The organism is Winkia sp. C0117E2 (assembly GCF_056590455.1).
In genome coordinates, this window is the sequence record NZ_JBWPWD010000002.1 from 383,565 (window position 1) to 408,019 (window position 24,455).

General features: G+C 54.7%; 25 protein-coding genes. 20 read left to right on the forward strand and 5 right to left on the reverse strand.

All coding sequences use genetic code 11. From position 1 onward, the window contains the following. Positions 1 to 12: 12 nt before the first annotated feature. From AC1EKG_RS04205 to AC1EKG_RS04220, 4 genes are read right to left on the reverse strand one after another with little or no spacing between them, the layout of a single operon-like run. Complete coding sequence (locus AC1EKG_RS04205; protein WP_004806241.1) at positions 13 to 408, reverse strand: Fur family transcriptional regulator; 396 nt, start codon at positions 406 to 408, stop codon at positions 13 to 15. Continuing rightward, entirely contained in the window at positions 347 to 1,276 is a 930-nt protein-coding gene (locus AC1EKG_RS04210) for a metal ABC transporter permease (RefSeq protein WP_004806243.1), read from the reverse strand. Before AC1EKG_RS04210 ends, AC1EKG_RS04205 begins: the two co-directional genes overlap by 62 nt. Next, positions 1,269 to 2,057, reverse strand: coding sequence for a metal ABC transporter ATP-binding protein (locus tag AC1EKG_RS04215; RefSeq protein WP_004806246.1), 789 nt, complete (start codon positions 2,055 to 2,057; stop codon positions 1,269 to 1,271). The genes AC1EKG_RS04210 and AC1EKG_RS04215 overlap by 8 nt, the downstream gene beginning before the upstream one ends. Further along, complete coding sequence (locus AC1EKG_RS04220) at positions 2,042 to 2,959, reverse strand: metal ABC transporter substrate-binding protein (RefSeq protein WP_004806248.1); 918 nt, start codon at positions 2,957 to 2,959, stop codon at positions 2,042 to 2,044. Before AC1EKG_RS04220 ends, AC1EKG_RS04215 begins: the two co-directional genes overlap by 16 nt. A 122-nt stretch (positions 2,960 to 3,081) precedes the next feature. Here AC1EKG_RS04220 and AC1EKG_RS04225 point away from each other — a divergent pair, with 122 nt between their 5' ends. The 5 genes from AC1EKG_RS04225 to dusB all read left to right on the forward strand — a co-directional run bounded on the left by AC1EKG_RS04225 (position 3,082) and on the right by dusB (position 9,350). After that, positions 3,082 to 4,275 (forward strand): sugar ABC transporter substrate-binding protein, encoded by a 1,194-nt coding sequence (locus AC1EKG_RS04225; protein WP_004806250.1) that lies wholly within the window; start codon positions 3,082 to 3,084, stop codon positions 4,273 to 4,275. A 53-nt stretch (positions 4,276 to 4,328) separates the two neighbouring features. Next, positions 4,329 to 5,798: an ABC transporter permease subunit gene (locus AC1EKG_RS04230; protein ID WP_231288180.1), complete on the forward strand. Its 1,470-nt coding sequence runs from the start codon at positions 4,329 to 4,331 to the stop codon at positions 5,796 to 5,798. Continuing rightward, the gene (locus tag AC1EKG_RS04235; protein WP_004806254.1) at positions 5,799 to 6,677 is read left to right on the forward strand and encodes a sugar ABC transporter permease; all 879 of its coding nucleotides are present in this window, start codon (positions 5,799 to 5,801) and stop codon (positions 6,675 to 6,677) included. It abuts the gene before it with no gap. Positions 6,678 to 6,765: 88 nt separating this feature from the next. Further along, positions 6,766 to 8,148 (forward strand): glycine--tRNA ligase, encoded by a 1,383-nt coding sequence (locus AC1EKG_RS04240; protein WP_004806255.1) that lies wholly within the window; start codon positions 6,766 to 6,768, stop codon positions 8,146 to 8,148. After that, entirely contained in the window at positions 8,142 to 9,350 is a 1,209-nt protein-coding gene (gene dusB, locus AC1EKG_RS04245; RefSeq protein WP_231288181.1) for a tRNA dihydrouridine synthase DusB, read from the forward strand. Before AC1EKG_RS04240 ends, dusB begins: the two co-directional genes overlap by 7 nt. Here the strand turns inward: dusB and AC1EKG_RS04250 are convergent. After that, the gene (locus AC1EKG_RS04250; RefSeq protein WP_004806258.1) at positions 9,347 to 10,597 is read right to left on the reverse strand and encodes an alpha-amylase family protein; all 1,251 of its coding nucleotides are present in this window, start codon (positions 10,595 to 10,597) and stop codon (positions 9,347 to 9,349) included. The two genes, dusB and AC1EKG_RS04250, sit on opposite strands and share 4 nt — an antisense overlap. A 108-nt stretch (positions 10,598 to 10,705) precedes the next feature. Between AC1EKG_RS04250 and AC1EKG_RS04255 the strand changes: the two genes are divergently transcribed. From AC1EKG_RS04255 to AC1EKG_RS04325, 15 genes are all read left to right on the forward strand, one after another. Further along, positions 10,706 to 11,998 carry a deoxyguanosinetriphosphate triphosphohydrolase gene (locus tag AC1EKG_RS04255; RefSeq protein WP_004806261.1) on the forward strand — a complete coding sequence of 431 codons (1,293 nt, stop codon included), beginning with the start codon at positions 10,706 to 10,708 and terminating at the stop codon, positions 11,996 to 11,998. 43 nt (positions 11,999 to 12,041) lie between these two features. After that, complete coding sequence (gene dnaG / locus AC1EKG_RS04260) at positions 12,042 to 13,979, forward strand: DNA primase (RefSeq protein WP_004806262.1); 1,938 nt, start codon at positions 12,042 to 12,044, stop codon at positions 13,977 to 13,979. Between the two features lie 68 nt (positions 13,980 to 14,047). Continuing rightward, positions 14,048 to 14,740: a signal peptidase I gene (lepB, locus tag AC1EKG_RS04265; RefSeq protein ID WP_004806264.1), complete on the forward strand. Its 693-nt coding sequence runs from the start codon at positions 14,048 to 14,050 to the stop codon at positions 14,738 to 14,740. After that, positions 14,737 to 15,414: a ribonuclease HII gene (locus AC1EKG_RS04270; protein ID WP_004806265.1), complete on the forward strand. Its 678-nt coding sequence runs from the start codon at positions 14,737 to 14,739 to the stop codon at positions 15,412 to 15,414. Before lepB ends, AC1EKG_RS04270 begins: the two co-directional genes overlap by 4 nt. Before the next feature lie 7 nt (positions 15,415 to 15,421). Next, positions 15,422 to 15,721, forward strand: a complete 300-nt coding sequence (locus AC1EKG_RS04275) for a DUF2469 domain-containing protein (RefSeq protein ID WP_004806268.1) — start codon at positions 15,422 to 15,424, stop codon at positions 15,719 to 15,721. A gap of 86 nt (positions 15,722 to 15,807) precedes the next feature. Then, positions 15,808 to 16,152, forward strand: a complete 345-nt coding sequence (locus tag AC1EKG_RS04280; RefSeq protein ID WP_004806270.1) for a YraN family protein — start codon at positions 15,808 to 15,810, stop codon at positions 16,150 to 16,152. Next, positions 16,149 to 17,675 carry a YifB family Mg chelatase-like AAA ATPase gene (locus AC1EKG_RS04285; RefSeq protein ID WP_481067751.1) on the forward strand — a complete coding sequence of 509 codons (1,527 nt, stop codon included), beginning with the start codon at positions 16,149 to 16,151 and terminating at the stop codon, positions 17,673 to 17,675. The genes AC1EKG_RS04280 and AC1EKG_RS04285 overlap by 4 nt, the downstream gene beginning before the upstream one ends. Beyond that, positions 17,668 to 18,783, forward strand: coding sequence for a DNA-processing protein DprA (gene dprA, locus AC1EKG_RS04290; protein ID WP_481067752.1), 1,116 nt, complete (start codon positions 17,668 to 17,670; stop codon positions 18,781 to 18,783). Before AC1EKG_RS04285 ends, dprA begins: the two co-directional genes overlap by 8 nt. A 12-nt stretch (positions 18,784 to 18,795) precedes the next feature. Further along, positions 18,796 to 19,704 (forward strand): tyrosine recombinase XerC, encoded by a 909-nt coding sequence (locus tag AC1EKG_RS04295; protein WP_004806278.1) that lies wholly within the window; start codon positions 18,796 to 18,798, stop codon positions 19,702 to 19,704. A gap of 76 nt (positions 19,705 to 19,780) precedes the next feature. Next, positions 19,781 to 20,245 (forward strand): M23 family metallopeptidase, encoded by a 465-nt coding sequence (locus AC1EKG_RS04300; protein ID WP_081499169.1) that lies wholly within the window; start codon positions 19,781 to 19,783, stop codon positions 20,243 to 20,245. 237 nt (positions 20,246 to 20,482) lie between these two features. Then, on the forward strand, positions 20,483 to 21,349 hold the full coding sequence (gene rpsB / locus AC1EKG_RS04305) for a 30S ribosomal protein S2 (RefSeq protein ID WP_004806280.1): 867 nt from the start codon (positions 20,483 to 20,485) through the stop codon (positions 21,347 to 21,349). A 14-nt stretch (positions 21,350 to 21,363) separates the two neighbouring features. Then, entirely contained in the window at positions 21,364 to 22,206 is an 843-nt protein-coding gene (tsf, locus tag AC1EKG_RS04310) for a translation elongation factor Ts (protein ID WP_004806283.1), read from the forward strand. Between the two features lie 71 nt (positions 22,207 to 22,277). Next, complete coding sequence (pyrH, locus tag AC1EKG_RS04315; protein ID WP_004806284.1) at positions 22,278 to 23,012, forward strand: UMP kinase; 735 nt, start codon at positions 22,278 to 22,280, stop codon at positions 23,010 to 23,012. Beyond that, positions 23,009 to 23,566 (forward strand): ribosome recycling factor, encoded by a 558-nt coding sequence (gene frr / locus AC1EKG_RS04320; protein ID WP_004806285.1) that lies wholly within the window; start codon positions 23,009 to 23,011, stop codon positions 23,564 to 23,566. The genes pyrH and frr overlap by 4 nt, the downstream gene beginning before the upstream one ends. A 15-nt stretch (positions 23,567 to 23,581) precedes the next feature. Then, positions 23,582 to 24,454 carry a phosphatidate cytidylyltransferase gene (locus AC1EKG_RS04325; protein ID WP_004806287.1) on the forward strand — a complete coding sequence of 291 codons (873 nt, stop codon included), beginning with the start codon at positions 23,582 to 23,584 and terminating at the stop codon, positions 24,452 to 24,454. The last annotated feature ends 1 nt before the right edge of the window (position 24,455 follow it).

A 24,455-nucleotide genomic window follows, 5' to 3' on the forward strand; every position in this document is an offset into this window, starting at 1 on the left:
CAGGTTAGCTGTTTAGTGACGTTTAGAGCAATCCTGACATATTCCCAGTAGGTCGACAGAATGATTGACCTCGCTAAACCCTGTTTGAGCTGCTATTTTAGCTACCCATTCTTCGAACTCAGGGCCGGAAACATCTATGGTTTTGCCGCAGTTTCGGCACACGATGTGATGATGATGACTTTCAGTATCGCAAATGCGGTAAAGAGCTTCGCCCTCGTCATTCTTCATAACGTCTACCTCGCCAGCTTCAGCAAGTCGCTGCAAGTTGCGATAGACGGTAGTGAGTCCCACATTCGAGCCCGAAAGCGTTAGGTCGGTAAAAATCTGTTGTGCAGAACGGAAACTGTCAGAGGTGCGCAGATTCTGCAGTACTGCTTCCTTCTGTCTGGTGTTCCTTTGTTCCGCCATTCTTCCTCCTGCAACGATCCTTCAGAGTTAGGATACACGGACGCGCAAACGCAACGATAGCGTAAAGCAATATAGCCAGAACTACAATTGTGGCTCCGGAAGAGACCGGATAGAAATACGAAACCACGAGTCCGGCAAGGCACAGCAATGTTCCCATTGCTGCGGCAAGCGCCATCGTGGAACGGAATGAAGCCGTCACCAGCTGAGCGATTGCCACCGGAACAATCATGATTGCCGAGACCAAGAGGACGCCGACGACTCGCATTGCCGTCGAAACAGTCAAGGCAGAAACTATCGCTATCAGGGTGGTCAGCATGCGCACAGGCAATCCGCTAGCGCGCGCAAACTCAATGTCGTGGCATAGCGAGAATAGGGCTGGGCGAAGCCCGAGGCCAACGCCCAGAATCAGCGCAGCAAGGAGGGCGGTAAGCAGCACGTCTGCCCATGACACCGACGCGATAGAGCCGAACAGGTACCCGTTTAGGTTTGCGGTGGTGCCGCCGGCAATCCCGATTAGGAGCACGCCGCCGGCAATGCCGCCGTAGAACAACAGTGACAGGGCCACGTCGCCGGAGGTGCGCCCTCGTTCGCGAACGATCTCGATCAAGACGGCTCCCACAACCGAAGCAACTACCGCACCGGGCACTGCGAGCGCATCCGAGGAAGTCAGGTTCATGGCGTTCCCGACCAGCCATCCGAGGGCGACGCCGGTAAGTGCCACGTGGCCAATCCCGTCACCGAGAAGAGCGAGGCGCCGCTGGACCAGGTAGGTGCCCATGATGGGAGCAGAAACGCCTACCAGCACAGCGACAATGAGGCTGCGTTGCATGAAAGGCGTGGAAAACAAGGTAAGTAGAGTGTCAAGCATTCGGGGTTCCCGTATCGATCGGTCCTGCGGCTACCTCTGGCGAGAAGTCGCCTCCTGAAGGGCCCATATGGGCATGGCTGTCGCCGTGGGAATGAGTTTGGTCAAAGTTGCCAGAGTGGGCGAGGTGGCCTCCAGATAAGACGATGGCGCGATTGAAGAAGGTGGCAAGCGGTCCCATCTCGTGCATCACTATCAGGAAGGATCTCGCTGGGCTGCGCAGATTGTTCAGCGTCTTGGCAAGGGTGTCCAGGGAGTGGAGGTCGATGCCTGCTGCGGGTTCGTCCATGATGATGAAATCGGCCTCGCGGACAAGCGCGCGGGCAATGAGGACTCGCTGTTGCTGACCACCCGAGAAGGTCTGTACTGATTCGTCTGCCCGGTAAGCCAGCCCTACCCGCTCGAGGGCAGTAAGGGCTCGTTCCTTATCTCCCTTTCTATACCGGAGCCGCCCTCGTCCTAGGGTGCCTGAAAGCACTACTTCCAGCGCGGTAGCCGGAACGCCGGAGGCGGCACTGACTCGTTGAGGAACATAGGAGATTCGGGCCCAGTCGGAGGACTGGTGAATGCGCGCCAGTTTTTGTCCGTAGAAGCTGATGCTCCCGCTCTGGTGAGGGTTGATTCCTACCAGCGTTTTTACCAGGGTAGATTTGCCTGAGCCATTTCCCCCGAGCAGCGCTACGGCTTCGCCCTTTCGAATTTGAAAGGAGAGGTCATGCAATATCGTTCTGCCGGATAGGGCGACTTGAAGATTTCTTACGTCTAAAGCTACTTCGTCTTGCACTGGAGGGCGTTCGCAATCTTGTCTAGGTTTAATTTCATTGTGTCAAGATAGTCGGCTTTGCCGACTTTAGTTTCGATGGGGTCCAATACCTCAGATTTTATGCCAAGATCAGCTGCCAGCGTCTTAGCGCTTTTCTGGTTGAGTAGGTTCTCTGAAAAGATGACTTCCACGCCCGCGTCGGCGGCGATTTTTCCAATCTTTGCAAGCTGGGTGGGGGAGGCTTCTTGCTCCGGGTCGAATCCTGAAAGGCCGACCTGTAAGAAACCGTACCTGTCAGCTAGATAGCCGTAGGCTTCGTGGGAGACGATAATCTGGGAAAGCCCGCAATTGCGCAGCCGCTGCCGGTACGAGGAGTCCAAGTCGTCCAGCCGCTTTTTCAGTGCTGCTGCGTTGGCTGCGAATTGTTCCTTATGCTCTGGGTCTGCCTGCGTAAGTGCCCGGTTGATGGGGGCAATCGCGGCTTCCATTCTTAGCGGATCTAACCAAAAGTGGGGGTCCAGCTCAGCGTGCTCGTGGGCTTTAGAGATCCCGACTAGAGCGTGTTCGCCCTCGTGTGCGGTGGTGGGGACCAGGGCAACGGCTGTGGAGATGTCTAATGCGGTTTTTGGTTCCGCCTGCCTTATGGCTTCGTCCACAGCTGGCTGGAATCCCTTCTGATATAGCACCAGGTCAGCTTTGTGTAGTTGCACCAAATCTTTGGTAGCCAGTTCGAGGTCGTGAGGTTCCGTTCCAGCGGGAGTTAAAGAGGTGATATGGGCTTCCTTCCCTGCTATCTCCTCTACTAAGTACTGCAGTGGGTAGAACGCGGTCGATACCTCCAATCCTTGCTGCGGCTGGGCTGTTGTGCCCTGACAGCTGCAGAGGGCTAGGCAGGCTGCGGCAAGGAAGGCGAATCTCTTCATAGTGGCAGAGTAAGGGTAATGAAAACGGTTGTCAAAAAGAGGTTTCTTCTAGTGATCAAAAATTGTCCAGAGCGGCGGTAAGGTTTCTATGTAACATTTCTTTTCACCGATGAAGGAACCCCATGCGCGCACGTGTACTGCTTGCTGCCGCCTGCGCCACATTGTTGGCTTTGACAGGCTGTTCGGCGGCTACTCACTCCGATAACGCATACGGTCCGCTGACTCTTTGGACCGATAGTATTCGCCTTGATGCGATGAAGCAGCTGGCTGCGGATTTTGAGAAACAAGACCATATCAAGATCAATGTTGTGGTGCGCAAGGGTGATGCTGTTACCGATGATTTCGTCCAACAAGTTCCCTCGGGCAAGGGGCCTGACTTGATTGTTACCGCCCACGACGGACTCGGCAAACTAGTTCAAAACGGTGTGGTAAATCCGGTAGACATTCCCACCGAAAGATTCCGTAAAGAGGCCATTAAGGCGGTTACCTACGACGGGAAAATCTACGGAGTTCCCTATGCAACAGAGAACCTGGGCCTGGTTCGCAACGATGATCTAACTAAGGCGGAGCCGAAGACCTTTACCGAGATGATCGACGCGGGTCGGCAAAGTGGGGCGGAGTACCCGTTCGTCATCGATCAGGATCCTGAGCTGGGCGACCCCTATCACATGTATCCCTTCCAGACTTCTTTCGGTGCGCCGGTATTCAAATCGGACAAGTTCGGCTACACCACAGATCTGGGGATGGCGGGCAAAGAGGGAAAGAACTTTGCCAATTGGCTTGCCCAGCAGGGAAAGAATGGTTCCATTGATGCGCACATTACTGGCGACAAATCAAAGCAGCTTTTCATGGATGGCAAAGTCGCTTTCCAAATCACTGGACCTTGGAATACCAGTGCCTACGAAGAAGCCGGCAGACACATCAGCGTCCTGCCCATCCCGTCGGCAGGAGGCAAGAAAGCTTCTCCGTTCTTGGGCGTGCAGGTATTCTTCGCCTCTAACAAGACTTCTAATCCGGTACTGGTGCGGAAATTTTTCGACTATGTAGCCTCCGAGAGGGGCCAGAAGCTGCTATTCAAACTTGATCCTCGCGTGCCGGCACAAACCAAGATCGCTGCCAGCATGAAAGATCCGGTCCTTAGAGGTTTCCTCACAGCCGGAGAAGGCGCGTCGCCGATGCCGGCGCTGCCCCAGATGGGCTCCGTCTGGAAGTTCTGGGGTGGAACGGAACTAAACATTCTCACTGGAAAACAGGATCCTACCAAGGGGTGGGATCGCATGAACGCCAACATTGTAAACGAGATCGGAGCTAAATGATGCAGGCATCTTCGACACGTCTATCAGGCGGCTGGCTTATTAAACTCCTGCTCATGGCAGCGGTCAATGCTTTCGGGCTGTACTGCCTGTTTGCATGTTGGATGGCGGGCTCGACGATTGTGTTCGTCGCCGTCCTCATCTCCTTGATCATTATTGACGTAGTGTATTTTTCGAAGCGATTCTTACCCGGAAAATACTTGATTCCCGGAATGGTCTTTCTGCTGGTATTCCAGCTATTCGTCATGATCTATACCGGCTACATCGCCTTTACCAACTACGGCAGCGGGCATAATTCAACCAAAGAGGACGCCGTTGCTGCCATTACCGCGAAGTATGAGACGCGCGTGGGGCCGGTAGTACCCGCAAAGGTTGTGACATCGATATCGAAGACGGGCCTTGCAGTTGTCAAAGACGGCAAGGTGTACGTAGGCGAGGATGGCAAGGCGCTGGAACCAGCCCCCGGGGCCAAGGTCAAAGACGGCCAGATTGTCTCGGTGCCAGATTGGAAAGTCGCCGATTTTGCAGATGTAGTAGACAACCAAATGCAAATAACGCAGATGCGACTGCCAGCTGCAGACGGTGCAGCTTGGCGCACTGAAGATGGCGAGCATGCCTATCTATCGCGCTCCAGCATGAAATACGATGCTGGCAAACAGACTATGACCGACACGCAGACGGGCAAGGTTTACAAGGCCACCGATGACGGGGCTTTTACCGCCGCTGACGGCACGGCTCTTTCGCCGGGCTGGCGAGTAGCTGTTGGAGCCAATAATTTCAAACAAATGGTGTCAGGAACCGACATAGGGGTTCCCTTCTTCAAGTCATTGATATGGACGTTTGTCTTTGCGATCGTCTCTGTAGCCTCGACTTTCGCGTTCGGCCTACTGCTGGCACTCATCTTCAACGACAAACGAGTGCGCGGGCGGAAGATCTATCGATCCCTGTTCATCTTGCCCTACGCGTTCCCGGGCTTTTTAGCTGCGCTCGTCTGGAAGGGCATGCTGAATCAGAAGTTTGGCTTCATAAACACCGTTTTGCTGCAGGGAGCAGAGATTCCCTGGCTTTCAGACGGAACCCTGGCGAAGATAGCGATTCTAGGTGTAAACCTCTGGTTGGGTTTCCCCTACATGTTCTTGGTTTGCACCGGAGCATTGCAGGCGCTGCCTGACGACGTAATGGAGGCGGCAACTATTGATGGTGCCGGGTGGTGGCGCAAGCTGCGTTCTATTACCTTGCCTCTGGTACTGGTGGCAACCACCCCATTGTTGATCTCGTCTTTTGCCTTCAACTTCAACAACTTCGCCCTCATCTACATGCTTACCGGGGGAGGGCCCCAGTATCCGGGCAACCCGCTCGGGGTGGGCGAGACCGACATCCTCATCTCTTTCGTTTACACGATCGCCTTCGACTCGGGGGCAAAGAACTACGGCTTGGCTTCTGCCATGTCCCTAGTCATCTTCATAATTGTTGGACTGATCGCCTGGATCTCCTTTAGGCGCACCAAGACTTTGGAGGAAATCTAAATGAGTACCACCCTCCCGTCCCGCCGCAAGAAGGGATTCGGCAACCGGATGAAGCAGGTTGGATGGAAGCATCTGCTGGCACTGGCGGTAATCGTTTACTGCTTGTTGCCGCTGCTATATGTGCTTTCCACCGCGCTGCAGGAAAATGCGACGCTTACCGGTTCTAATAACCTATTCGCGTCGTTCTCTCTGGCAAACTTCGCCGCATTAGGAAAAACAAAGTTTTGGACTTGGGCGCTCAACTCGCTGCTAGTTTCTGGGGTTACCGCTATCGGCGCGGTAATCATGGGTGCTTGCGCGGCATATGCGTTCTCTCGGTTCCGTTTCCGAGGGCGGCGGGCAACGCTCACATTCCTGCTACTGGTGCAGATGTTCCCACAGATGCTGGCTTTCGTTGCAATCTACCTGCTGCTATTGGCAATAGGCGAGGTATTTCCCTCTTTGGGGCTCAACTCGCTACTGACGCTGATCTGTGTGTATTTGGGCGGCGCCTTGGGCGGCAATACATTCTTGATGTACGGCTTTTTCAACACTATTCCGAAGTCTTTGGACGAGGCCGCGCGCATCGATGGAGCTTCTCATGCCCAGATCTTCTGGGGCATCATCATGCGGTTGGTAACCCCAGTTCTAGCAGTGGTGGGCTTGCTGTCGTTCGTCTCTACTTTTGGTGATTTCGTTATCGCACAGGTAGTACTGCAAGACGAATCGAAACTAACTCTGGCTGTGGGGTTGTTCCAGTGGGCAGCTGACGAACGCAATGCGCCGTGGGGACAGTTCGCTGCAGGCGCTGTAGTGGCAGCGGTACCCGTGCTGCTATTGTTCCTGTTCCTACAAAGGTACATTGTCTCCGGACTGACCGCCGGCTCGGTAAAGGGGTAATACCGGTTTAGGCTGAGATACCCGTTGTGGGTAGACTGGTTTTCAGGTTCACGCACCAGCCAGGTGCGCCAACATTGAAGGAGTCAACGTGGCATCTCGCCTAGATTCAGTAATCTCTTTAGCGAAACGACGCGGGTTCGTCTTCCCGTGCGGTGAAATATACGGCGGCACCCGCTCCGCCTGGGACTACGGTCCGCTCGGGGTAGAGCTAAAAGAAAACATCAAGAAGGCCTGGTGGGGCCGTATTGTTCGCGGCCGTGACGACGTTGCCGGCCTCGACTCCTCTGTAATCCTGCCGCGGCAGGTCTGGGAAGCTTCTGGGCATGTCAAGGCATTTACCGATCCGCTAATTGAATGCCAGGCTTGTCATAAGAGGCTCCGCGAAGATCAGCTCATCGAAGAATACGCCGAGAAGAAGGGCATCAGCGAAGACGAGGTAGACATTTCCGCCCTAGCTTGCCCGAACTGCGGCAACCGCGGCAAATGGACTGAGCCGAAAGCATTTTCGGGCCTACTTAAGACTTACCTGGGCCCGGTCGACGACGAATCCGGCCTGCACTACCTACGCCCCGAAACGGCACAGGGGATCTTTGTAAACTTCGCGAATGTCATGTCTTCTGCCCGTAAGAAGCCCCCGTTCGGCATCGCCCAGATCGGAAAGTCCTTCCGAAACGAGATTACCCCCGGTAACTTCATCTTCCGCACCCGCGAATTCGAACAGATGGAACTGGAATTCTTTGTGGCCCCGGGAACTGACGAAGAATGGCACCAGTACTGGATCGACGAGCGCATGTCCTGGTACACCGACCTCGGCATCTCTAAAGAGAACCTGCGCCTGTACGAGCACCCGAAGGAAAAGCTTTCTCACTACTCCAAGCGCACTGTAGATATCGAGTTCGCATTCGGATTCCAGAACTCGAAGTGGGGCGAACTGGAAGGTATCGCAAACCGTACTGACTATGACCTGTCTACCCACGCGAAGGCTTCAGGTACGAAACTCGACTACTACGACCAGGCTAACAACGAGCGGTGGACACCGTACGTAATCGAGCCGTCAGCAGGACTGACCCGTTCTCTCATGGCATTCCTCGTTGAGGCTTACACCGAGGACGAAGCTCCTAACACTAAGGGCGGCGTAGATAAGCGCACCGTGCTGCGTCTTGACCCGCGCCTGGCTCCCGTCAAGGCAGCAGTTCTTCCGCTGTCTCGCAAGCCACAGCTGGGGGAGCCTGCTCGCGCCCTCGCCAAGGAACTGCGCACCATTTGGAACGTGGACTTTGACGATGCAGGTGCCGTCGGACGCCGGTACCGCAGGCAGGACGAGATTGGTACGCCGTACTGCATCACCTACGATTTCGACTCGCTCGAAGATGGGCAGGTCACCGTGCGTGACCGTGACACCATGGCCCAAGACCGCATAGCGATCGACCAGGTGAAGAACTACCTGCTCGACAAAATCGGGATTTGCTAAGTTCAGTTAGGATCGGTCCGCTCGCCCTCGGGGTACCAATGATGTTGGCCCCGATGGCGGGCGTTACCGACGTGCCGTTTCGGCGACTGTGCCGTAATTTCGCGGAGGAAGCTCTGCATGACATGGGGCAGGATCTGACTGCCCGGCCGGGCTGGGCCCCAGCTGGGCTATATGTCACCGAAATGATTACTGCTCGAGCGCTGGTCGAGGGAAACTCCCGTACCTTGGACATGATCACCCCTGATCCCACCGATCCGGTCAGGTCAGTCCAGTTTTATGGGGTGGACCCTGTCACCACCGCGGCTGCTGCCGCGCGCGCAGTGGCAATGGGGGCGGCTGAGCATATTGATCTGAACTTTGGTTGCCCGGTACCTAAGGTTACTCGGAAGGGCGGCGGGAGTGCCCTCCCGTGGAAGCTAGGTCTACTGCAGGATATTCTGCAGCGCACTCGTAAGGCTTTAGATAAAGAGGCGGGGCCGGATAGGATCCCCCTAACCGTAAAGATGCGCACCGGGATAGATGCCGACCACCAGACCATCTTTGATGCTGCAAAGATAGCCCAAGATGCCGGCTGTGCCTCGGTAACACTACATGCACGATCTACCGCTGAATACTATTCGGGCAGTGCCCACTGGGACATGATCGCTAAGCTAAAGAGCGCGATGGACATACCCGTGTTCGGCAATGGCGACGTTTTCAGCGGTGACGATGCTCTGCAGATGATGACTCAAACTGGCTGCGACGGCGTCGTAGTCGGGCGGGGAGCCCAGGGCCGACCGTGGATATTCGCCGATATCGCCTATTGTCTTTCCGGAAGCAAAAAACGGCTAGCTCCTTCCCTGGAACAGGTAGCGCAGACTCTGCTAAAGCATGCGCAGCTAATGGTGGAATGGAATCACAACGAAGACCGAGCAATGCGCGAGATGCGGAAGCATGTTGGATGGTATTTGCGCGGTTTTGCTGTTGGTGGGGAAGAACGTCGCAAGCTCAATCTCGTGGGAAGCGTAGCCGAACTGGAGGACCTTCTTGGCGAACTAGATCTGGATCAGCCGTACCCAGCTGCTGCGAAGGGCGCCAGGGGCAGGAAAGGTAGGCCTAGGCAGCCCCATCTGCCGGAAGGGTGGCTCTCGTCCAGGGAATTGTCTGCCGGGCAGCTCGAAATGGTGGCTGCTGCCGAGGCACGGGTGGCCGACGGGGGCTAAGCCTTCATCGGGCTGAACCAGGCGCAGGTACCCGGATCAATTGAAGGAATGGCTTCTACGCCCGAGGGCGAAGAAACGTGTACTCGCTTCATTGATTGAGGAATGTATTGCGTGGTATTAGACGTGTTGAAGACCGTAATTAGCGATCCTGAGGTACCAACCAGTACCTGATTGCGCGGGTATGCCTCCGCCTCTACCCAGGACCAGGATGATTCCCCAAGTCCATACTTTGCGCGCAAAGAGGTAGCCTGCACCATCGTCGAATATGCGGACGAGGAATCGGCTGCTTGCCTGGCGCATTCGGCTGTAGTTGCGGCAATGAGCTCTGTCGAATGCTCGCCCTCTTCGGGGGCAAAACCCGGGGTAATTAGCTCCGGCTTCGCCGTTTCTTCCCCCGAGCGTAAATAAACGCATCCGGGCAGGGCTAGCACTAAAGAAGTGACGGCGCGTATGCGCTCCGAGATCTTTTCGTGTTCTGGCTTATACCAAGCTAAGTCGTCGAATACTCCAAGTTTCCACCGTTCTGTCGATGGTGGGGTGGTAGACCACGCTAAACCTGAGCCGGATGTATTGTGCTCGCGGATAGTTGTGACGATTGTCGATAAGAAGTCGATGGCCTCGAACTCAACTCGGATGAGGCCGTCGTCGCGGACCTGGTCGAGGTAGTCGGCAGTCAGAAGGCCCTGTAGGCCTTCCTGCGTGTTCGTGGTGGCACTGGCTGCAAGCAGACCGTCCTCAGGAATGTAGATGCCTACCTCCGAGCGGGCATTTTGCATGTATTCGCTATACCAGCTAAAGAGCTCGGGAGCGGAGGAATCGTTAGCTAGCATCCCAAGATCGATGCCGTCTGCTCCGGACTCTAGGGCTGCAGCTAGATGCCTTACAGGGTCGGGAGCCTCGTATCCGAGGGCGCAGGCGGGATTGTCGGGCGCAACCGGTTCATGGGTGTGAATGTTGCCCGAAACGCGCACTACCACCTTCAACTTCGCCCTGTGTGCTGCCGCAATGAAGTCCTTTACACAGGGGTCCTTGTCTATCCTCACGAAAGATGGACGAATCTCGACAGCATCAACCCCTAATTTGGCTACCCAGGGGAGATGCTCAATTGCAGCGCGGACACCTGCTGCATTGCAGAATCCACGGAAGTCGTAGATGAGTCCGTTGCGCCACCACGGCTGCCTTCCCCGGGTAGGGGGATGGATGCGGTGGGTACAAACTGTACCCGGCAATGAAAACGGAATACTCACCTTACTATTGTGACCCGACGCACCAGAAAAAGAAACCGGACTCTCCCATGAGCGGACAAATAGGCCTGGCAGAACTGAAAAAATGACTTCAGCCGATACACTGACCTCGTGAAGGACGAATACGAGGCAGCTACTTTCCCACCCGCTTTTACCGCTTACAGCCAAGATGATCGCCTACGGTACGTACCAGAGGCCCCTAAATCCCAGCGCAGAACCGAATTCGAACGGGACCGAGCGCGCATCCTGCACTCTTCCGCGCTCCGCCGCCTCTCTGCCAAAACGCAGGTAATGGGGCCGGTTAATTCGGACTTTGCTCGCAACCGTCTGACACATTCTTTGGAAGTAGCCCAGGTGGGCCGAACCCTCGGCAGAGAACTGGGGTGCGACCCTGACATTGTCGATGCTGCCTGCTTGTCTCATGACATAGGGCACCCACCCTTTGGGCACAATGGGGAACGCGCTCTCGATCAGGTTGCCACTGAATGCGGCGGATTTGAGGGCAATGCGCAAACATTTCGCATTCTGACCCGGCTCGAGCCGAAGGTAGCCGATAGTGAGGGAAACCCGGCAGGAGTAAATCTGACTCGCGCCTGCCTTGACGCAGTGCTGAAGTATCCGTGGCTGAAAGGCCAGGGGACTAACCAAGAAAAATCCCTGCGTAAGTACTGCGTCTATCAGGATGATGCGCACTACTTCGCCTGGGCTCGAGAGGGCGCGCCAGAGGGACGCCGGTGTATAGAAGCCCAGATCATGGATCTATCGGACGACATTGCCTACTCTGTTCACGACGTTGAGGACGCGATCGCAATGGGCAAGGCTAAGCTTCCGGAACTGGCATGCGAACAGGTGCAGGAAAAAATATTCGACTGCACTCGGCAGTGGTACGGAGACAAGATCCAGGTTGATGAGCTAGCCGATGCCCTCGACAGGCTGATGAGGACCGACTTCTGGCTGCGGGAATTCGACTGGACATACAGCGCAGAGGCAGCTTTGAAGGATCTTACCTCGGAACTTATCGGGCGTTTTTGCGGGGCAGCCCACGACGCAACCAGGTTGGCAGCAGGAGATGGGCCCCTAACCCGCTATGACACGGATCTGGTGATCCCTGAACAAACCTTGGCTGAGATTCTGGTGCTGAAAGGAATTGCGGTCTACTACGTAATGGCTCCTCGCGAAATGGAACCGGTATACCTTGACCAGCGCACAACACTCTTTGATCTGGTCGATGCGCTTTACGAGGGCGGTCCTGAGCTTCTTGAGGTACCCTTCGCTAACTCTTGGCGCGCTTGCAATACCGATGCAGAAAAACTGCGAGTGGTAATAGATCAGGTAGCTTCTTTGACAGACATATCTGCTTACCAATGGCATGGTCGCATCTGCGGAATGCTCTCTGGTATCTAATGCCTGTGTCATCTAAGAGCCGAAACACCGTAGACTGAGACTCGTGGCAGGATTAATCAAACGTGAGGATATAGATGCGGTGCGCGAGGCCACCCGCATCGACGAGGTCGTCTCCGACCATGTAACTTTACGCCCCGCCGGAATTGACTCAATGAAGGGACTCTGTCCGTTCCACGACGAACGTACCCCTTCCTTCCACGTTCGCCCTCAGATGGGTCTGTGGCACTGTTTCGGATGTGGCGAGGGCGGTGACGTAATCTCGTTTGTTCAGAACATCAACCACATTTCTTTTACCGAGGCCGTCGAATACCTAGCCGCAAAAGCAGGCATAACTCTCCATTACGAGGACGGCGCCTCAGGGCCTTCGCGCGAAGAAACGTCGATGCGCTCGCGGATATTGGACGCCAACCGGGTGGCTGAAGAATTCTTCGTCTCTCAGCTTTCTACGAAGCAGGCTAGGGTCGGACGCAATTTTTTGGCATCGCGTGGCTTCGGTCCAGAGGTGGCTGCCCATTTTGGGGTGGGCTATGCCCCCGCCTCTTGGGATGAGCTACTTCGAGTGCTCCGCTCGAATGGGTTTACAGAAGCCCAGATTCAAGCATCGGGACTTGCTTCGCAAGGCTCGCGCGGGCTCTATGACCGGTTTCGTGGCCGCTTGATCTGGCCTATTCGGGATTTGACCGGGGCCACGGTGGGCTTTGGGGCACGTCGTCTAGGGGACGACGACAAGGGGCCGAAGTACCTGAACACTCCTGAAACGGCGGTCTACAAGAAATCTCAGGTTCTCTACGGCATCGATCTTGCAAAAAAGCAGATTGCTGCTTCGCGCAAGTTGGTTGTGGTTGAGGGGTACACGGATGTGATGGCCGCGCACTTGGCGGGTGTAGAGCAGGCAGTAGCAACTTGCGGTACGGCTTTTGGGTCTGAGCATGTGCGTATCGCGCGTCGCCTTATAGGCGACTCGGCTGATCCGGCTGCAGGAGTGATTCTTTCTTCGGGGAAGGCTCGCGGCGGGGAAGTGGTCTTTACCTTCGATGGGGATGCTGCTGGGCAGAAGGCCGCGTTGCGCGCATTCCGCGAAGATCAGAACTTTGCCTCGCAAACGTTCGTTGCCGTCGAGCCGAATGGGCTAGATCCATGTGATTTGAGGATGGCCAAGGGCGACCAAGCAGTTAGGGCCCTAGTGGAGTCGCGCGAACCGCTGTTTGCCTTTGTGATCCGGTCGGTACTTGCCTCGTTGGATTTGAATACGGCAGAGGGGCGGGTAGCCGGGTTGCGGGCTGCGGCCCCCGTTGTTTCCCAGATAAAGGATCGGGCTCTAAGACGGGAGTATGCGCGTGAGCTATCTGGCTGGCTAGGAATGGACTCGGCGGAAGTAATGCAGGCTGTGAGGCATTCGTCGTCTTATCGCCCCGCGAATCGTCCGGGAGTGCAGATGGCTGGTGCTGGTAGGCCGGCGGCGCCACCGGCAGTGCCTCCTGCTGACCCGGTTACCAGGCTAGAAAGGCAGTGCCTGGAGGTTGTATTGCAACGACCTGCGGATGCTATTGGCGCCGGCTTCGACCAATTGGATGGAGAGGCTTTTTTGGCTCCTTCTCACAAGGCGATTCACGATGCCATCCGGGCCGCTGGAGGGCTGGCGGCCTTTGCGAAGGCTTCATCTCTCACCCCACCTTCTGATGAGGCGGGACAGCGGGCAGCGCAAACTAAATGGCTCGAATCCGTTCTTGAAGAGGGCGGGGAATTCATAGCCCCGCTAGTGCGGCAGTTAGCAGTAACTCCGCTAGCGCAAGATGATCCGGGCAGAATGCGTTCCTACGTGCAGGGGATCGTAAAAGCACTCGTTGGCATGTCGCTGACCCGTAGCGCTGGAGTGCTTCGATCTCAGCTCGGAAGACTGAAACCGAATGATCCTAGCTATTCTGAGGTATTCAGTCAGCTTATGGAAATCGAGAAGAAAAAGAGAGCTTTGCGCTCGTAGAGGCATTATAAATGCCCTCCGTAGGGATGCCAGCTAAGATGAACGCATAAAACTTTTGAAAGGACACCATGGGTAAGCACATTGAGGGTGAAGAAGCAGCTGCTGCCAAGCCGAAGCACCCGTTTCTTTCTTCGGTAAAAGAGTTTCTTCTAATCGTGGTGGTGGCGATTCTGCTCTCGGTGGGGCTAAATACCTTTGTTGCGCAGCCATTTCGGATCCCGTCCTCGTCCATGGAAAACACATTGCTAATAGGCGATCAGGTGTTGGTTACAAAGATCAACAAAGAGCTAAAACGAGGCGATGTTGCTGTTTTCGAAGATTCGCAGGGGTGGCTAAACGGTCAGGATGTTCCGGAGTCTTTTTCAGATCAGCTCCGCCGGCTTGCTTTCAAAGCAGTAGGTAAGAACGAGGAGCCTAAGCAGTACCTGATAAAGCGAGTCATTGGCATAGGCGGTGACCGGGTTAAGTGTTGTACTGCAGACGGGAAGATTACTGTCAACGGCAAGGCAATAACTGAACCCTATCTAAAGCCCGGTTCACATCCGTCCTTGCTTTCATTTGATGTGAAAGTCCCTGCAAATTCCTACTGGATGATGGGTGACAACCGCGATAACTCTGGAGATTCCAGACTGCATATGTCAGGTCCACTGTCGGGGGCTATTGCGCAAGAAGACATCGTAGGTCCCGCTAAGAGGATCATGTGGCCAGTAGGTCGGTGGGGGTCCTTGGGGGCGCAAGATGTGTTCGAGTCGGTGAAATGATCCAGCCAGATCGGACTACCGAGGTCGCCCTCGCTAAGAAGTACGGGACTGTTGCGGCTATGGACGAGGTCGGCCGCGGGGCCATAGCAGGTCCGGTTGGCGTCGGATGTGTCCTAGTGAAAGAGCTCATGGGACCTGTCCCCGAGGGACTTGCTGATTCAAAGATGCTTCGCCCTAAAGCGCGCGCCGGCCTTGTTAACGCAATAACGAGCTGGGCTGTCGAGTATGGGCTGGGTTATGCTTCGAATTCCGAGATTGACCGGTGGGGAATCGTTGCCGCACTGCGCTTAGCTGGGCGGCGGGCCTTGGCGAAGGTGTCGAAGGCGGATGTAGTGCTTTTGGATGGGTCCCACAACTGGCTTTCTATACCTTCTCCCGACCTGCTTACGCCCGTCGACCATCCTGACTTAGATACGTCGCTGCCAGAGGTGCCGCCGGTCATTACCCAGGTCAAAGCGGATGCTAACTGTTGCGCTGTCGCTGCTGCTTCGGTGCTAATAAAAGTTGACCGTGACCGGTATATGGAATCATTGCCTGACCCTGGTTATAGCTGGGCATCGAATAAGGGATACGCCTCAGCTGCCCATAAGGCTGGTCTGGCAGAACTGGGCGTCTCTTCGTTCCATAGACGCTCCTGGCATCTTCCAGGAATTTCGGAAGATCATCTGAAATAATCCTTGCGTGAGTGCTGAAGACCTAGAGAGCTACGAGAACAATTTAGAGCTAGAGCTTTTTCGCGAATATCGCGATGTTGTGGGCCTTTTCTCGTATGTCGTCGAGACTGAACGTCGCTTTTACTTGGCTAATGGAGTGGACGTACAAGCGCGCACCGCGGGAACTGACGTTTTTTTTGAGCTAACTCTGACAGATGCTTGGGTTTGGGATATCTACAGGACGTCAAGATTCGTAAAATCCGTTCGTGTCATTACTTATAAAGATGTGAATGTAGAAGAGCTGAATAAACCTGAACTCAACTTATAAGTATCCACAGAAAATAACGCCCCCACTTTCCACAGCTGTGGCGTCTCTTGGATGCAAGAGCTGGCTGCGGTGGCCAGACTCGAGGTATGAGCGGTGAAATTGGAAATGCGGGGGAATCCCTAGCTTGCAAGGTCCTCACTGATGCGGGCTTAGTCATATTGGAACGCAACTGGCGCGCGGGGCACTTGGAGGCCGATATTGTTGCGTTCGATCCGGCTGCGGGAACAACTGTTATTTGCGAGGTAAAGACTCGTCGATCTCGTGTTGCCGGAGCCCCCGTCGAGGCCGTTGATCACAAAAAGATGGTACATCTGCGAGCGCTTGCTTCAGAATGGATTCGCCGCCATGGTCCAACGCTGATGCGGATTGATGTGGTTGGAATAGACTGCGTCATTCCTCCGAGGGTTACCTACATACGGGGCGTGCAATGAGCAATTACACGCACACCTGGTCAGTCGTAGTCTTAGGAGCTACTGGTCATGTAGTTAGGGTTGAGGCGAAGAGGGCACGTTCGCTACCAGGCTTTACAGTTATAGGTTTGCCCGATTCTGCTTTGCGGGAGGCCTCTCACAGGGTGGGGGCGGCTATCTCAAGTGGAGCTTTACCATTTCCGAGTGGGCATCTGACTGTAAATTTAGCACCGGCATCTTTAAAGAAGGCAGGAACTGGTTTCGATCTAGCGATTGCGGTGGCTGCTATTGCAACTGCAAGTGCAAAGTGCAGAAATATTGCGCGTGAGTGTGTGTATCTAGGTGAATGCGGTTTGGATGGAACTATACATCCAGTAACTGGCGTTCTCCCTGGAGTGATTGCGGCGGTAGAACAAGGTAAACCGAGGGTAGTGGTCCCAATCCAGAATCTGGAAGAGGCCTCTTTAGTACCCGGAGCTCGGCCAATTGGGGTGCGCAACTTTGGGGATCTAGCTAATCACCTCGGAATTGAACCGGCTCGCGAAGTCGTATATCCCGATTCTGAACCTTTAGCCATGCCTGCAAAAACTAGCTTAGATGCGATAGACATGGCCGAGGTGTATGGCCAATTTGAAGGGCGATTGGCTCTAGAGGTCGCCGCTGCCGGAGGACACAATATCTTCTTTCTCGGCACTCCGGGATCTGGCAAGACTATGTTGGCGAAACGGTTGCCAACGATAATGCCACCATTGTCGGAAAAAGAAGCAATCGAGACAACGGCTATTCATTCGGTAGCTGGCACGTTGGATCCTAGTGAAGGGTTGATATACGCGCCTCCTTTCATCGCGCCCCATCACAATGCATCTATGGCGGCAATGATTGGAGGTGGCAGTGGTCTTGCGCGTCCAGGCGCTATCTCTCTTGCTCACAATGGGGTGCTGTTTTTGGATGAGGCACCCGAATTTGCCCCGTCGGTATTAGACGCCTTGCGACAGCCAATTGAATCAGGATCGCTTACTATTCATCGCAGTCTTGGGGCAGTTACCCTTCCGGCAAAGTTCCAGTTGATAGTGGCTGCTAATCCCTGCCCCTGCGGGTATGCCGGAGATACTTCTGGTAGGTGTGTATGTACTCCCTATCAACGCCGAAGATATCTAACTAGACTTTCTGGTCCGCTGCTAGACCGAATGGACATTCATGTTGATATGGCTCCACCAAAACCTGGCACTCTTGCAGGGCCGGCACCAGAGTCTTCCGCTAGTATCCGCCCCCGGATCGAAGCGGCAAGGCAGGTACAGCGCGAGCGTAGTGGCTGCCTAAACGCTTTCCTGAAGGGACCGGTGCTAAGGAAGTTTGTGAGTGCAAAGCAGAATCTAAAACTTGATGAATTAGTTGAGCAGTCGGTCATAACGATGCGTGGAAAGGACCGAATTCTGCGAGTAGCGCGAACTCTTGCAGATCTGGCGGGGCGTGACAATTTGGAGGCCGACGACATAGCCAAGGCCTTCATACTACGCACCAGGAACGGAGGACAAAATGGATGAGCGCGAGGCAAGGCTAGGTTGGGCATTGGTTAGTGAACCAGCGGATACGGTAGCGCTCTCCTTCGCAACCGAGGTTGGTGTAGTGCAGTCATATGAATGGTTGCTCTCTAGTCAGAAGGTTCCGCCAATTTCGGGGAAGATGGGAAAGCTCGTTTCGCAGCGGGCAGAGGCCTGGCGGGCCCGGCTAAATCCAAGCGAGGTTGCGGGGCTCTTGGCTAGATGGGGAACTCAGGGGCATAGGTTCCTAATTCCTTCCGACCCAGAATGGCCTCTAACCGGCAGACGGTTGGTAGAACAGGCCCCCTTCGGCCTCTGGTTTATAGGAAACGAGGAGATTCTCCGAGGACTAGATGCTTCTGCTGCACTTGTGGGTGCCCGAGCATCTACCCGGTACGGAGACGAAGTAGCGGCTCAACTTTCACACTCACTGTCAGCAAAAGGAGTAACTACGATCTCTGGAGGGGCATACGGCATCGATGCCGCAGTACATAGAGGGGCTCTTTCTGCAGCAGGAAACACGCTTACAGTGCAAGCTGGAGGACTAGATCGGCTATACCCGCAGATGAACTCTCAGATGTTCGAACAGATAAAGGTAAACGGAGGAATAATCTCGCAAATCGCACCAGGACGACGGCCATCGCGATGGCGCTTTCTAGACAGAAACCGTCTTATTGCTGCTCTGTGCCCACTAACTGTCGTCATCGAAGCAGCGTCTCGTTCAGGAGCCCTAAATACTGCTCGCCATGCCCTTGAGCTAGGCAGAGAACTGGGGGCCGTTCCTGGGCCCATTACTTCCGAGATGTCTAAAGGTACTAATAGGTTGCTCCAGGAGGGCGCAACCTGTATCACCGATCAGAACGACATTATGGAAATACTGGGAGAACGGGAGAGCCTGTCGCGTCCTCCATCATGTGGCAGTCTTCTTGACGATCTTGACGAACGAGAATCCAGAGTTCTGGATGCTTTTCCGAAGGTAGGTTCTACAATCTGCGAAAAGCTGGTGGTTGTATCCGGGATCCCTCCAATTGAGGTAAGCGCTGCCCTCGGAACACTGGAGATGGCTGGCCGCATTAGTCGTAATGGGAAATCCTATAGGCGCATGCAGTAGAATTTGCCCATAGTGGAAGTAGAAGAAACTCTGACGGCATATGCCGATTATTTGCGTTCGGCTCGCTCTATGAGTCAGAACACCGTGCGAGCCTATACAGGCGACGTAAGGGATTACTTCGCGTTTGTAGATAAGGACGGTAACCAGTCGCTTAGGCCAGAGGATCTGTCTTTACAAAACTTACGAGATTGGTTGGCAAATTATGCTGAGCATGGCAGTGCCCGTGCTTCACTTGCGCGCAGGGCAGCGGCTCTACGCTCTTTTTGTGCCTGGGCTAAGGGCAGGGGGATTATCTCAGATAACCCTGCCGCAAGACTGAAATCGCCGAAACTACAGAAAACTTTCCCCGGGCTATATACCTCAGAACAGGCAGATTTATTCCTTGCGGTAGCAAAGAAGGTTGGCGATGATCCTGCCTCTATCCGTGATTGGGCCGCATTAGAACTGCTATATGCCACCGGCATTAGAGTCTCAGAGTTGGTAGGACTAGATCTACCAGATCTCAACATGGACGAACTCGTTATCCGGGTATTCGGCAAGGGCGCAAAGGAACGCACAGTACCCTTTGGCATACCAGCAAGGAATGCGCTCCGCTGTTATCTGCGGCAGAACCGAGACAGGCTGCTTGGCAAATCGAAGCAGAATACGAAAGCCCTATTCATATCTAATAGAGGAATTCGTCTCTCGGACCGAGCAGTACGGCGAGCGGTCACGAAAATAAGCGCGCTCGCGGGGCTAGCGGACGTCGGGCCACATGGACTGCGGCACTCTGCGGCAACTTCGCTATTGGCGGGGGGAGCCGATCTTAGAGCCGTCCAAGAACTGCTTGGGCACTCCTCAATGCAAACTACTCAAAGATACACGCATATTGATGATGCTCGTCTTAGAGCCGCATTTTTGCAGGCACATCCCCGAGCCTAAGCATCCACAGTTTACGATCCACAGTTAGTGGTTTTCAGCCCCTCAATCAGAGGATAATTATTCTTCAGTTAAGACTATGAAGAAGTTATTTTGTGTATGTACCTGTCTAGTTTTCGCTCTGAGCCGTTGCCCCACAAGCAGTGCCGTTCCACACTATCGTTTTCTGTGGCCATGCGGATATAAGTCCCGGGTAGTCCGCAGTTTTGCTCCGCCAGCAAAGAAGTGGCTTGCAGGGCACAGGGGAGTTGATTTGGCATGCGGCAGGAAAATCTTTGCGCCGGCGGCAGGAACCGTCTATTTTTCTGGCAACATTGCCGGGAAATATGTGATCTCAATAAAGCATTCAGAGCACCTTCGCACAACGTATGAACCTGTGCGATCGGATCTGAAAAAGGGCCAAAGCGTTAAGAAAGGACAATTTATAGGAACGCTTATGCCAGGGCATCATGACGCATTGCATTGGGGAGCTCTGGTGGGACGAGATCGGTATATAAACCCTCTTCAATTTCTCTTCGGACCCATAAGGCTAAAACCGCTATAGAAGAAAGCGGAGGCGAAATTCACGGCCGCGGGCTTGGAAGTACTCACTTGCTCAGCTAAACTGCTTCATAGCACTCACCGTAGGTGGGTGACTTCGCGTGCAATTTTCGGCTTTTGCCGGTGCGCCGACAGCGGTCCCTTCGGGGTGTTGGCGTTCGTTGCACCAGGAACCGTTGAAACGTAACCGAAACTAGGGGCAAAGGCCCCGCGCGCTTTGGCGCGTCAGAGAGGAATTATCATGGCAGTAGTAACCATGAGCCAGCTGCTTGAAGCTGGCGTTCACTTCGGGCACCAGACTCGTCGCTGGAACCCGAAGATGAAGCCGTTCATTCTAACTGACCGTAACGGCATCTACATCGTCGATCTGCAGCAGACCCTAACCGGTATTGACGAGGCTTATGACTTCGTGAAGCAGACCGTGCTACACAACGGCACCCTGCTGTTCGTGGGTACCAAGAAGCAGGCTCAGGAAGCTATTGCTGAGCAGGCAACCCGCGTCGGCATGCCCTACGTCAACCAGCGTTGGCTCGGCGGTATGTTGACTAATTTCTCCACCGTCAACAAGCGTCTGCAGCGCCTGAAGGAACTTGAGCAGATCGATTTTGACGACGTCGCTGGCTCCTCTTACACCAAGAAGGAACTGCTGATGATGCGTCGTGAGCGTGACAAGCTCGCCCGCACCCTTGGTGGCATCCGTGACATGGCCAAGGTGCCGTCGGCTGTTTGGATTGTCGACACCAAGAAGGAACACCTCGCGGTTGCTGAAGCCCGCAAGCTCAACATCCCCGTTGTCGCCATCCTGGATACCAACTGCGATCCTGACGAAGTTGACTACCGTATCCCTGGCAACGACGACGCTATCCGCGCTGTCGAATTGCTGACTCGCGTCATTGCTGACGCAGTAGCTGATGGTCTTCTAGCTCGCTCTAACTCGAAGTCCTCTAACAAGGACGAGGAAGGCCAGCCTCTGGCCGACTGGGAACGCGAGATTCTGGAAGGTTCCGAAGGCAAGGAAGAAGCTAAGGCTGAAGAGTCGGAGTCGGCTGCCAAGGGAGAAGAGTCCAAGTCTGAGACCCCGGCAGCCGATGCTGCCTCCGCAAAGTAATTAGGGGAAACAAAATGGCAAAGAACTACACCACTGCAGATATCAAGTCTCTGCGCGAGGAAACTGGCGCGGGCATGCTTGATGTCAAGAAGGCTCTTGACGAGGCCAATGGTGATCACGACGAAGCTCTGAAGATCATCCGCCTGAAGGGTTTGAAGTCCATCTCCAAGCGTGAAGATCGCTCGGCCTCTGCTGGCCTAGTGTTGGCTCACATTGCTGATGTCGATGGCAGCCAGGTTGGCGTCATGGTCGAGGTAAACTCCGAGACCGACTTCGTGGCAAAGAATCAGAAGTTCATTGATTTTGCCAACGAGGTACTTGAAGCCGCTGTCGAGTCCGGTGCAACCAACGCCGAAGAGCTGCTTGCAGCTAAGGCTGAAGAGGGAACCGTCAAGGACAAGGTAGACGCAATTGCAGCCGTAATTGGCGAGAAGATTGAGGTCTCTCGTATGGCCCGCGTTGAAGCGCCCAAGGTCACCAAGTACATGCACTACTCGAACCCGGATCTGCCCCCGCAGGTTGGCGTTCTAGTTGGTACCGACGACGCTGCTGAGCAGATTGCGCACGATGTGGCAATGCACATTGCGGCATACCAGCCTGATTACCTCTCTGAATCCGATGTTCCCGCAGAGGATCTCGAGAAGGAACGTCAGACTCTAACTGAACTCACAATCAACGAGGGCAAGCCCGAAAAGATTGTGCCGAAGATCGTTGAGGGGCGTATGAAGTCCTTCTACAAGGATCACTGCTTGCTTGATCAGGATTACGCAAAGGATCCCAAGCACACGGTGGGTCAGATCGTTGAACAGGCAGGCGGCGAAGTGAAGTCCTTCGTCCGCTTCCACGTAGGCGCTTAAGTCCAGCAAAGGATGGCCCCGGGCGGTAGGCTCGGGGCCACCGGCATGTTTACAGCAAAGAAAGGCTAGCTATGTCTGCACAACAACCTCGCCGAGTTCTCCTGAAGTTGTCTGGGGAGGTGTTCGGAGGAGGCGCCGTAGGGTTAGATTCCGAGGTAGTCTCCGGTGTTGCAAAGCAGATCGCGCAAGCCGTCGCGCAGGGCGTGCAAGTGGCAGTCGTTGTGGGCGGCGGAAATTTCTTCCGTGGTGCTGAGCTAGTCACCAAGGGCCTAGACCGAGCGCGCGCAGATTACATGGGCATGCTTGGTACGGTGATGAACGCCCTGGCTCTTCAGGATTTTCTAGAGCAGGCGGGAGTTACCTGCAGGGTCCAGTCGGCGATTGCTATGACCCAGGTCGCTGAGCCATACATCCCGCTTCGAGCCATCAGGCACATGGAAAAAGGTCGCGTAGTCATTTTCGGCGCTGGCGCTGGCATGCCATATTTCTCCACCGACACTGTCTCCGCGCAGCGAGCTCTGGAAACCCACTGCCAGGAGCTACTAGTTGCAAAGAATGGCGTGGATGGTGTTTACACCGATGATCCTAAGGCAAATCCAGATGCGGTGCGTTACGACCGAGTAACATACCGTGAGGCTCTGGCTGAAGGACTTCGCGTCGTTGACGCAACTGCATTCGGTCTTTGCAGCGAGAACAGTCTGAACATGCGTGTTTTTGGCATGAATGGGCAAGGGAACGTAACTCGCGCCTTATTAGGTGAGAAGATTGGAACACTGGTAACTGCAGACGAAGGGACAAGCAAGTGATTAAGGAAGTTCTTAGCGATTGCGAAAATCGAATGAAAAAGGCGTTGGCCTTTACCCGCGAAGAGTTCTCTAACATTCGCACGGGGCGCGCCAACACTTCGATGTTCGATTCTATTCAGGTTGATTACTATGGGGCGCCTACTCCTTTGCAGCAGCTTGCCTCGTTCAACATTCCTGAAGCTCGCACCGTCATTGTTAACCCATTTGACAAGGGCGCCATGGATGCCATTATCAAGGCAATTCGTGAGTCCGACCTTGGCGTTAACCCCACTGATGACGGCAAGATTATCCGTGTTACCCTGCCTGCCCTCACCGAGGAGCGTCGCAAGGAATACGTGAAGCTTGCTAAGACTAAGGCCGAAGAGGGCCGCATCGCGGTGCGCGGTATTCGTCGCAAGGGCATGGATCAACTCGACGAGATCAAGAAAGATGGCGACGCAGGCGAGGACGACGTTGAGCGTGCTCAAAAGGATCTCGAAGGCCTAACCAAGACCTATGTCGAGAAGGTCGACAAAGTCATGGAAGCGAAAGAAGAAGAACTGCTGACTATCTAGTCTCAGGTAGGGAAAGTGCGTCAACGAGCGAAGAACATTCTGCGGCCTAAAGCTACCCAAGAGCGGGCAAAAGCTGCCCCTACTGGAAAGGCCGGAAGGAATTTGCCTGCGGCGATTGGTGTGGGCGCTGCGCTCATTGGCGCACTTTTGCTTTCTTTGCTGCACCCGTTCCCACTTGCCGTGCTTATCATCCTCGCTGGCGCTTTAGGGCTTTACGAATTAGCTGGGGCATTTGCGCGATCAGATAGCGAGGTAATGTTGCCGCCCCTATGGGTCGGCATGGTGGGCATGGTCGTGTGCGCGTACTTTATTGGCCCTGAAGGGATGATGGGTGCCTATTTCGCTACTTTGTTGGCGCTGGTCTTGTGGCGCTCTGTTGAGTCACTTGATCAGTCAGCGATGCGGGACATCTTAGTCTCTGTCTTCGCTGCAACTTATGTTCCATTCCTTGGAAGTTTTCTTGTTCTAATAGGGTCTTCGCCGCAAGGTACGTGGCCCGTTGCGTTAGCTGTGCTGTTGCCGGTGTGCTCCGATACGGGCGGATATGCGGCAGGAGTTAAGTGGGGGAAGACCCCAATGGCACCAAAGATCTCGCCGAAGAAGTCCTGGGAGGGATTCGCAGGATCGGTGGTAGCTGCGGTAGTGGCGGGAACCGTCGGCATGTGGTTGTTGGGTGCATCACCGCTCTGGGGAATCTTGCTCGGCGTTGCAGCTGCCACATTTGGCTCACTTGGCGATCTGGGTGAATCTCTGCTAAAACGGGACCTCGGTCTAAAAGACATGGGATGGCTCCTGCCCGGACACGGAGGTGTTATGGACAGGTTGGATTCCATTCTTTTGGCGACTCCAGTTTGCTATTTTATCTTCCGCGTTGCGTTTGGTTGGTGAC

Bases quoted from the DNA above. Each gene is read 5' to 3' on its own strand.
- AC1EKG_RS04205 (WP_004806241.1), bottom strand. From the start codon at position 408: ATGGCGGAACAAAGGAACACCAGACAGAAGGAAGCAGTACTGCAGAAT.
- AC1EKG_RS04210 (WP_004806243.1), bottom strand. From the start codon at position 1,276: ATGCTTGACACTCTACTTACCTTGTTTTCCACGCCTTTCATGCAACGC.
- AC1EKG_RS04220 (WP_004806248.1), bottom strand. From the start codon at position 2,959: ATGAAGAGATTCGCCTTCCTTGCCGCAGCCTGCCTAGCCCTCTGCAGC.
- AC1EKG_RS04225 (WP_004806250.1), top strand. From the start codon at position 3,082: ATGCGCGCACGTGTACTGCTTGCTGCCGCCTGCGCCACATTGTTGGCT.
- AC1EKG_RS04230 (WP_231288180.1), top strand. From the start codon at position 4,329: ATGGCAGCGGTCAATGCTTTCGGGCTGTACTGCCTGTTTGCATGTTGG.
- AC1EKG_RS04235 (WP_004806254.1), top strand. From the start codon at position 5,799: ATGAGTACCACCCTCCCGTCCCGCCGCAAGAAGGGATTCGGCAACCGG.
- lepB (WP_004806264.1), top strand. From the start codon at position 14,048: ATGGGTAAGCACATTGAGGGTGAAGAAGCAGCTGCTGCCAAGCCGAAG.
- AC1EKG_RS04270 (WP_004806265.1), top strand. From the start codon at position 14,737: ATGATCCAGCCAGATCGGACTACCGAGGTCGCCCTCGCTAAGAAGTAC.
- AC1EKG_RS04280 (WP_004806270.1), top strand. From the start codon at position 15,808: ATGAGCGGTGAAATTGGAAATGCGGGGGAATCCCTAGCTTGCAAGGTC.
- AC1EKG_RS04285 (WP_481067751.1), top strand. From the start codon at position 16,149: ATGAGCAATTACACGCACACCTGGTCAGTCGTAGTCTTAGGAGCTACT.
- dprA (WP_481067752.1), top strand. From the start codon at position 17,668: ATGGATGAGCGCGAGGCAAGGCTAGGTTGGGCATTGGTTAGTGAACCA.
- AC1EKG_RS04300 (WP_081499169.1), top strand. From the start codon at position 19,781: ATGAAGAAGTTATTTTGTGTATGTACCTGTCTAGTTTTCGCTCTGAGC.
- rpsB (WP_004806280.1), top strand. From the start codon at position 20,483: ATGGCAGTAGTAACCATGAGCCAGCTGCTTGAAGCTGGCGTTCACTTC.
- tsf (WP_004806283.1), top strand. From the start codon at position 21,364: ATGGCAAAGAACTACACCACTGCAGATATCAAGTCTCTGCGCGAGGAA.
- pyrH (WP_004806284.1), top strand. From the start codon at position 22,278: ATGTCTGCACAACAACCTCGCCGAGTTCTCCTGAAGTTGTCTGGGGAG.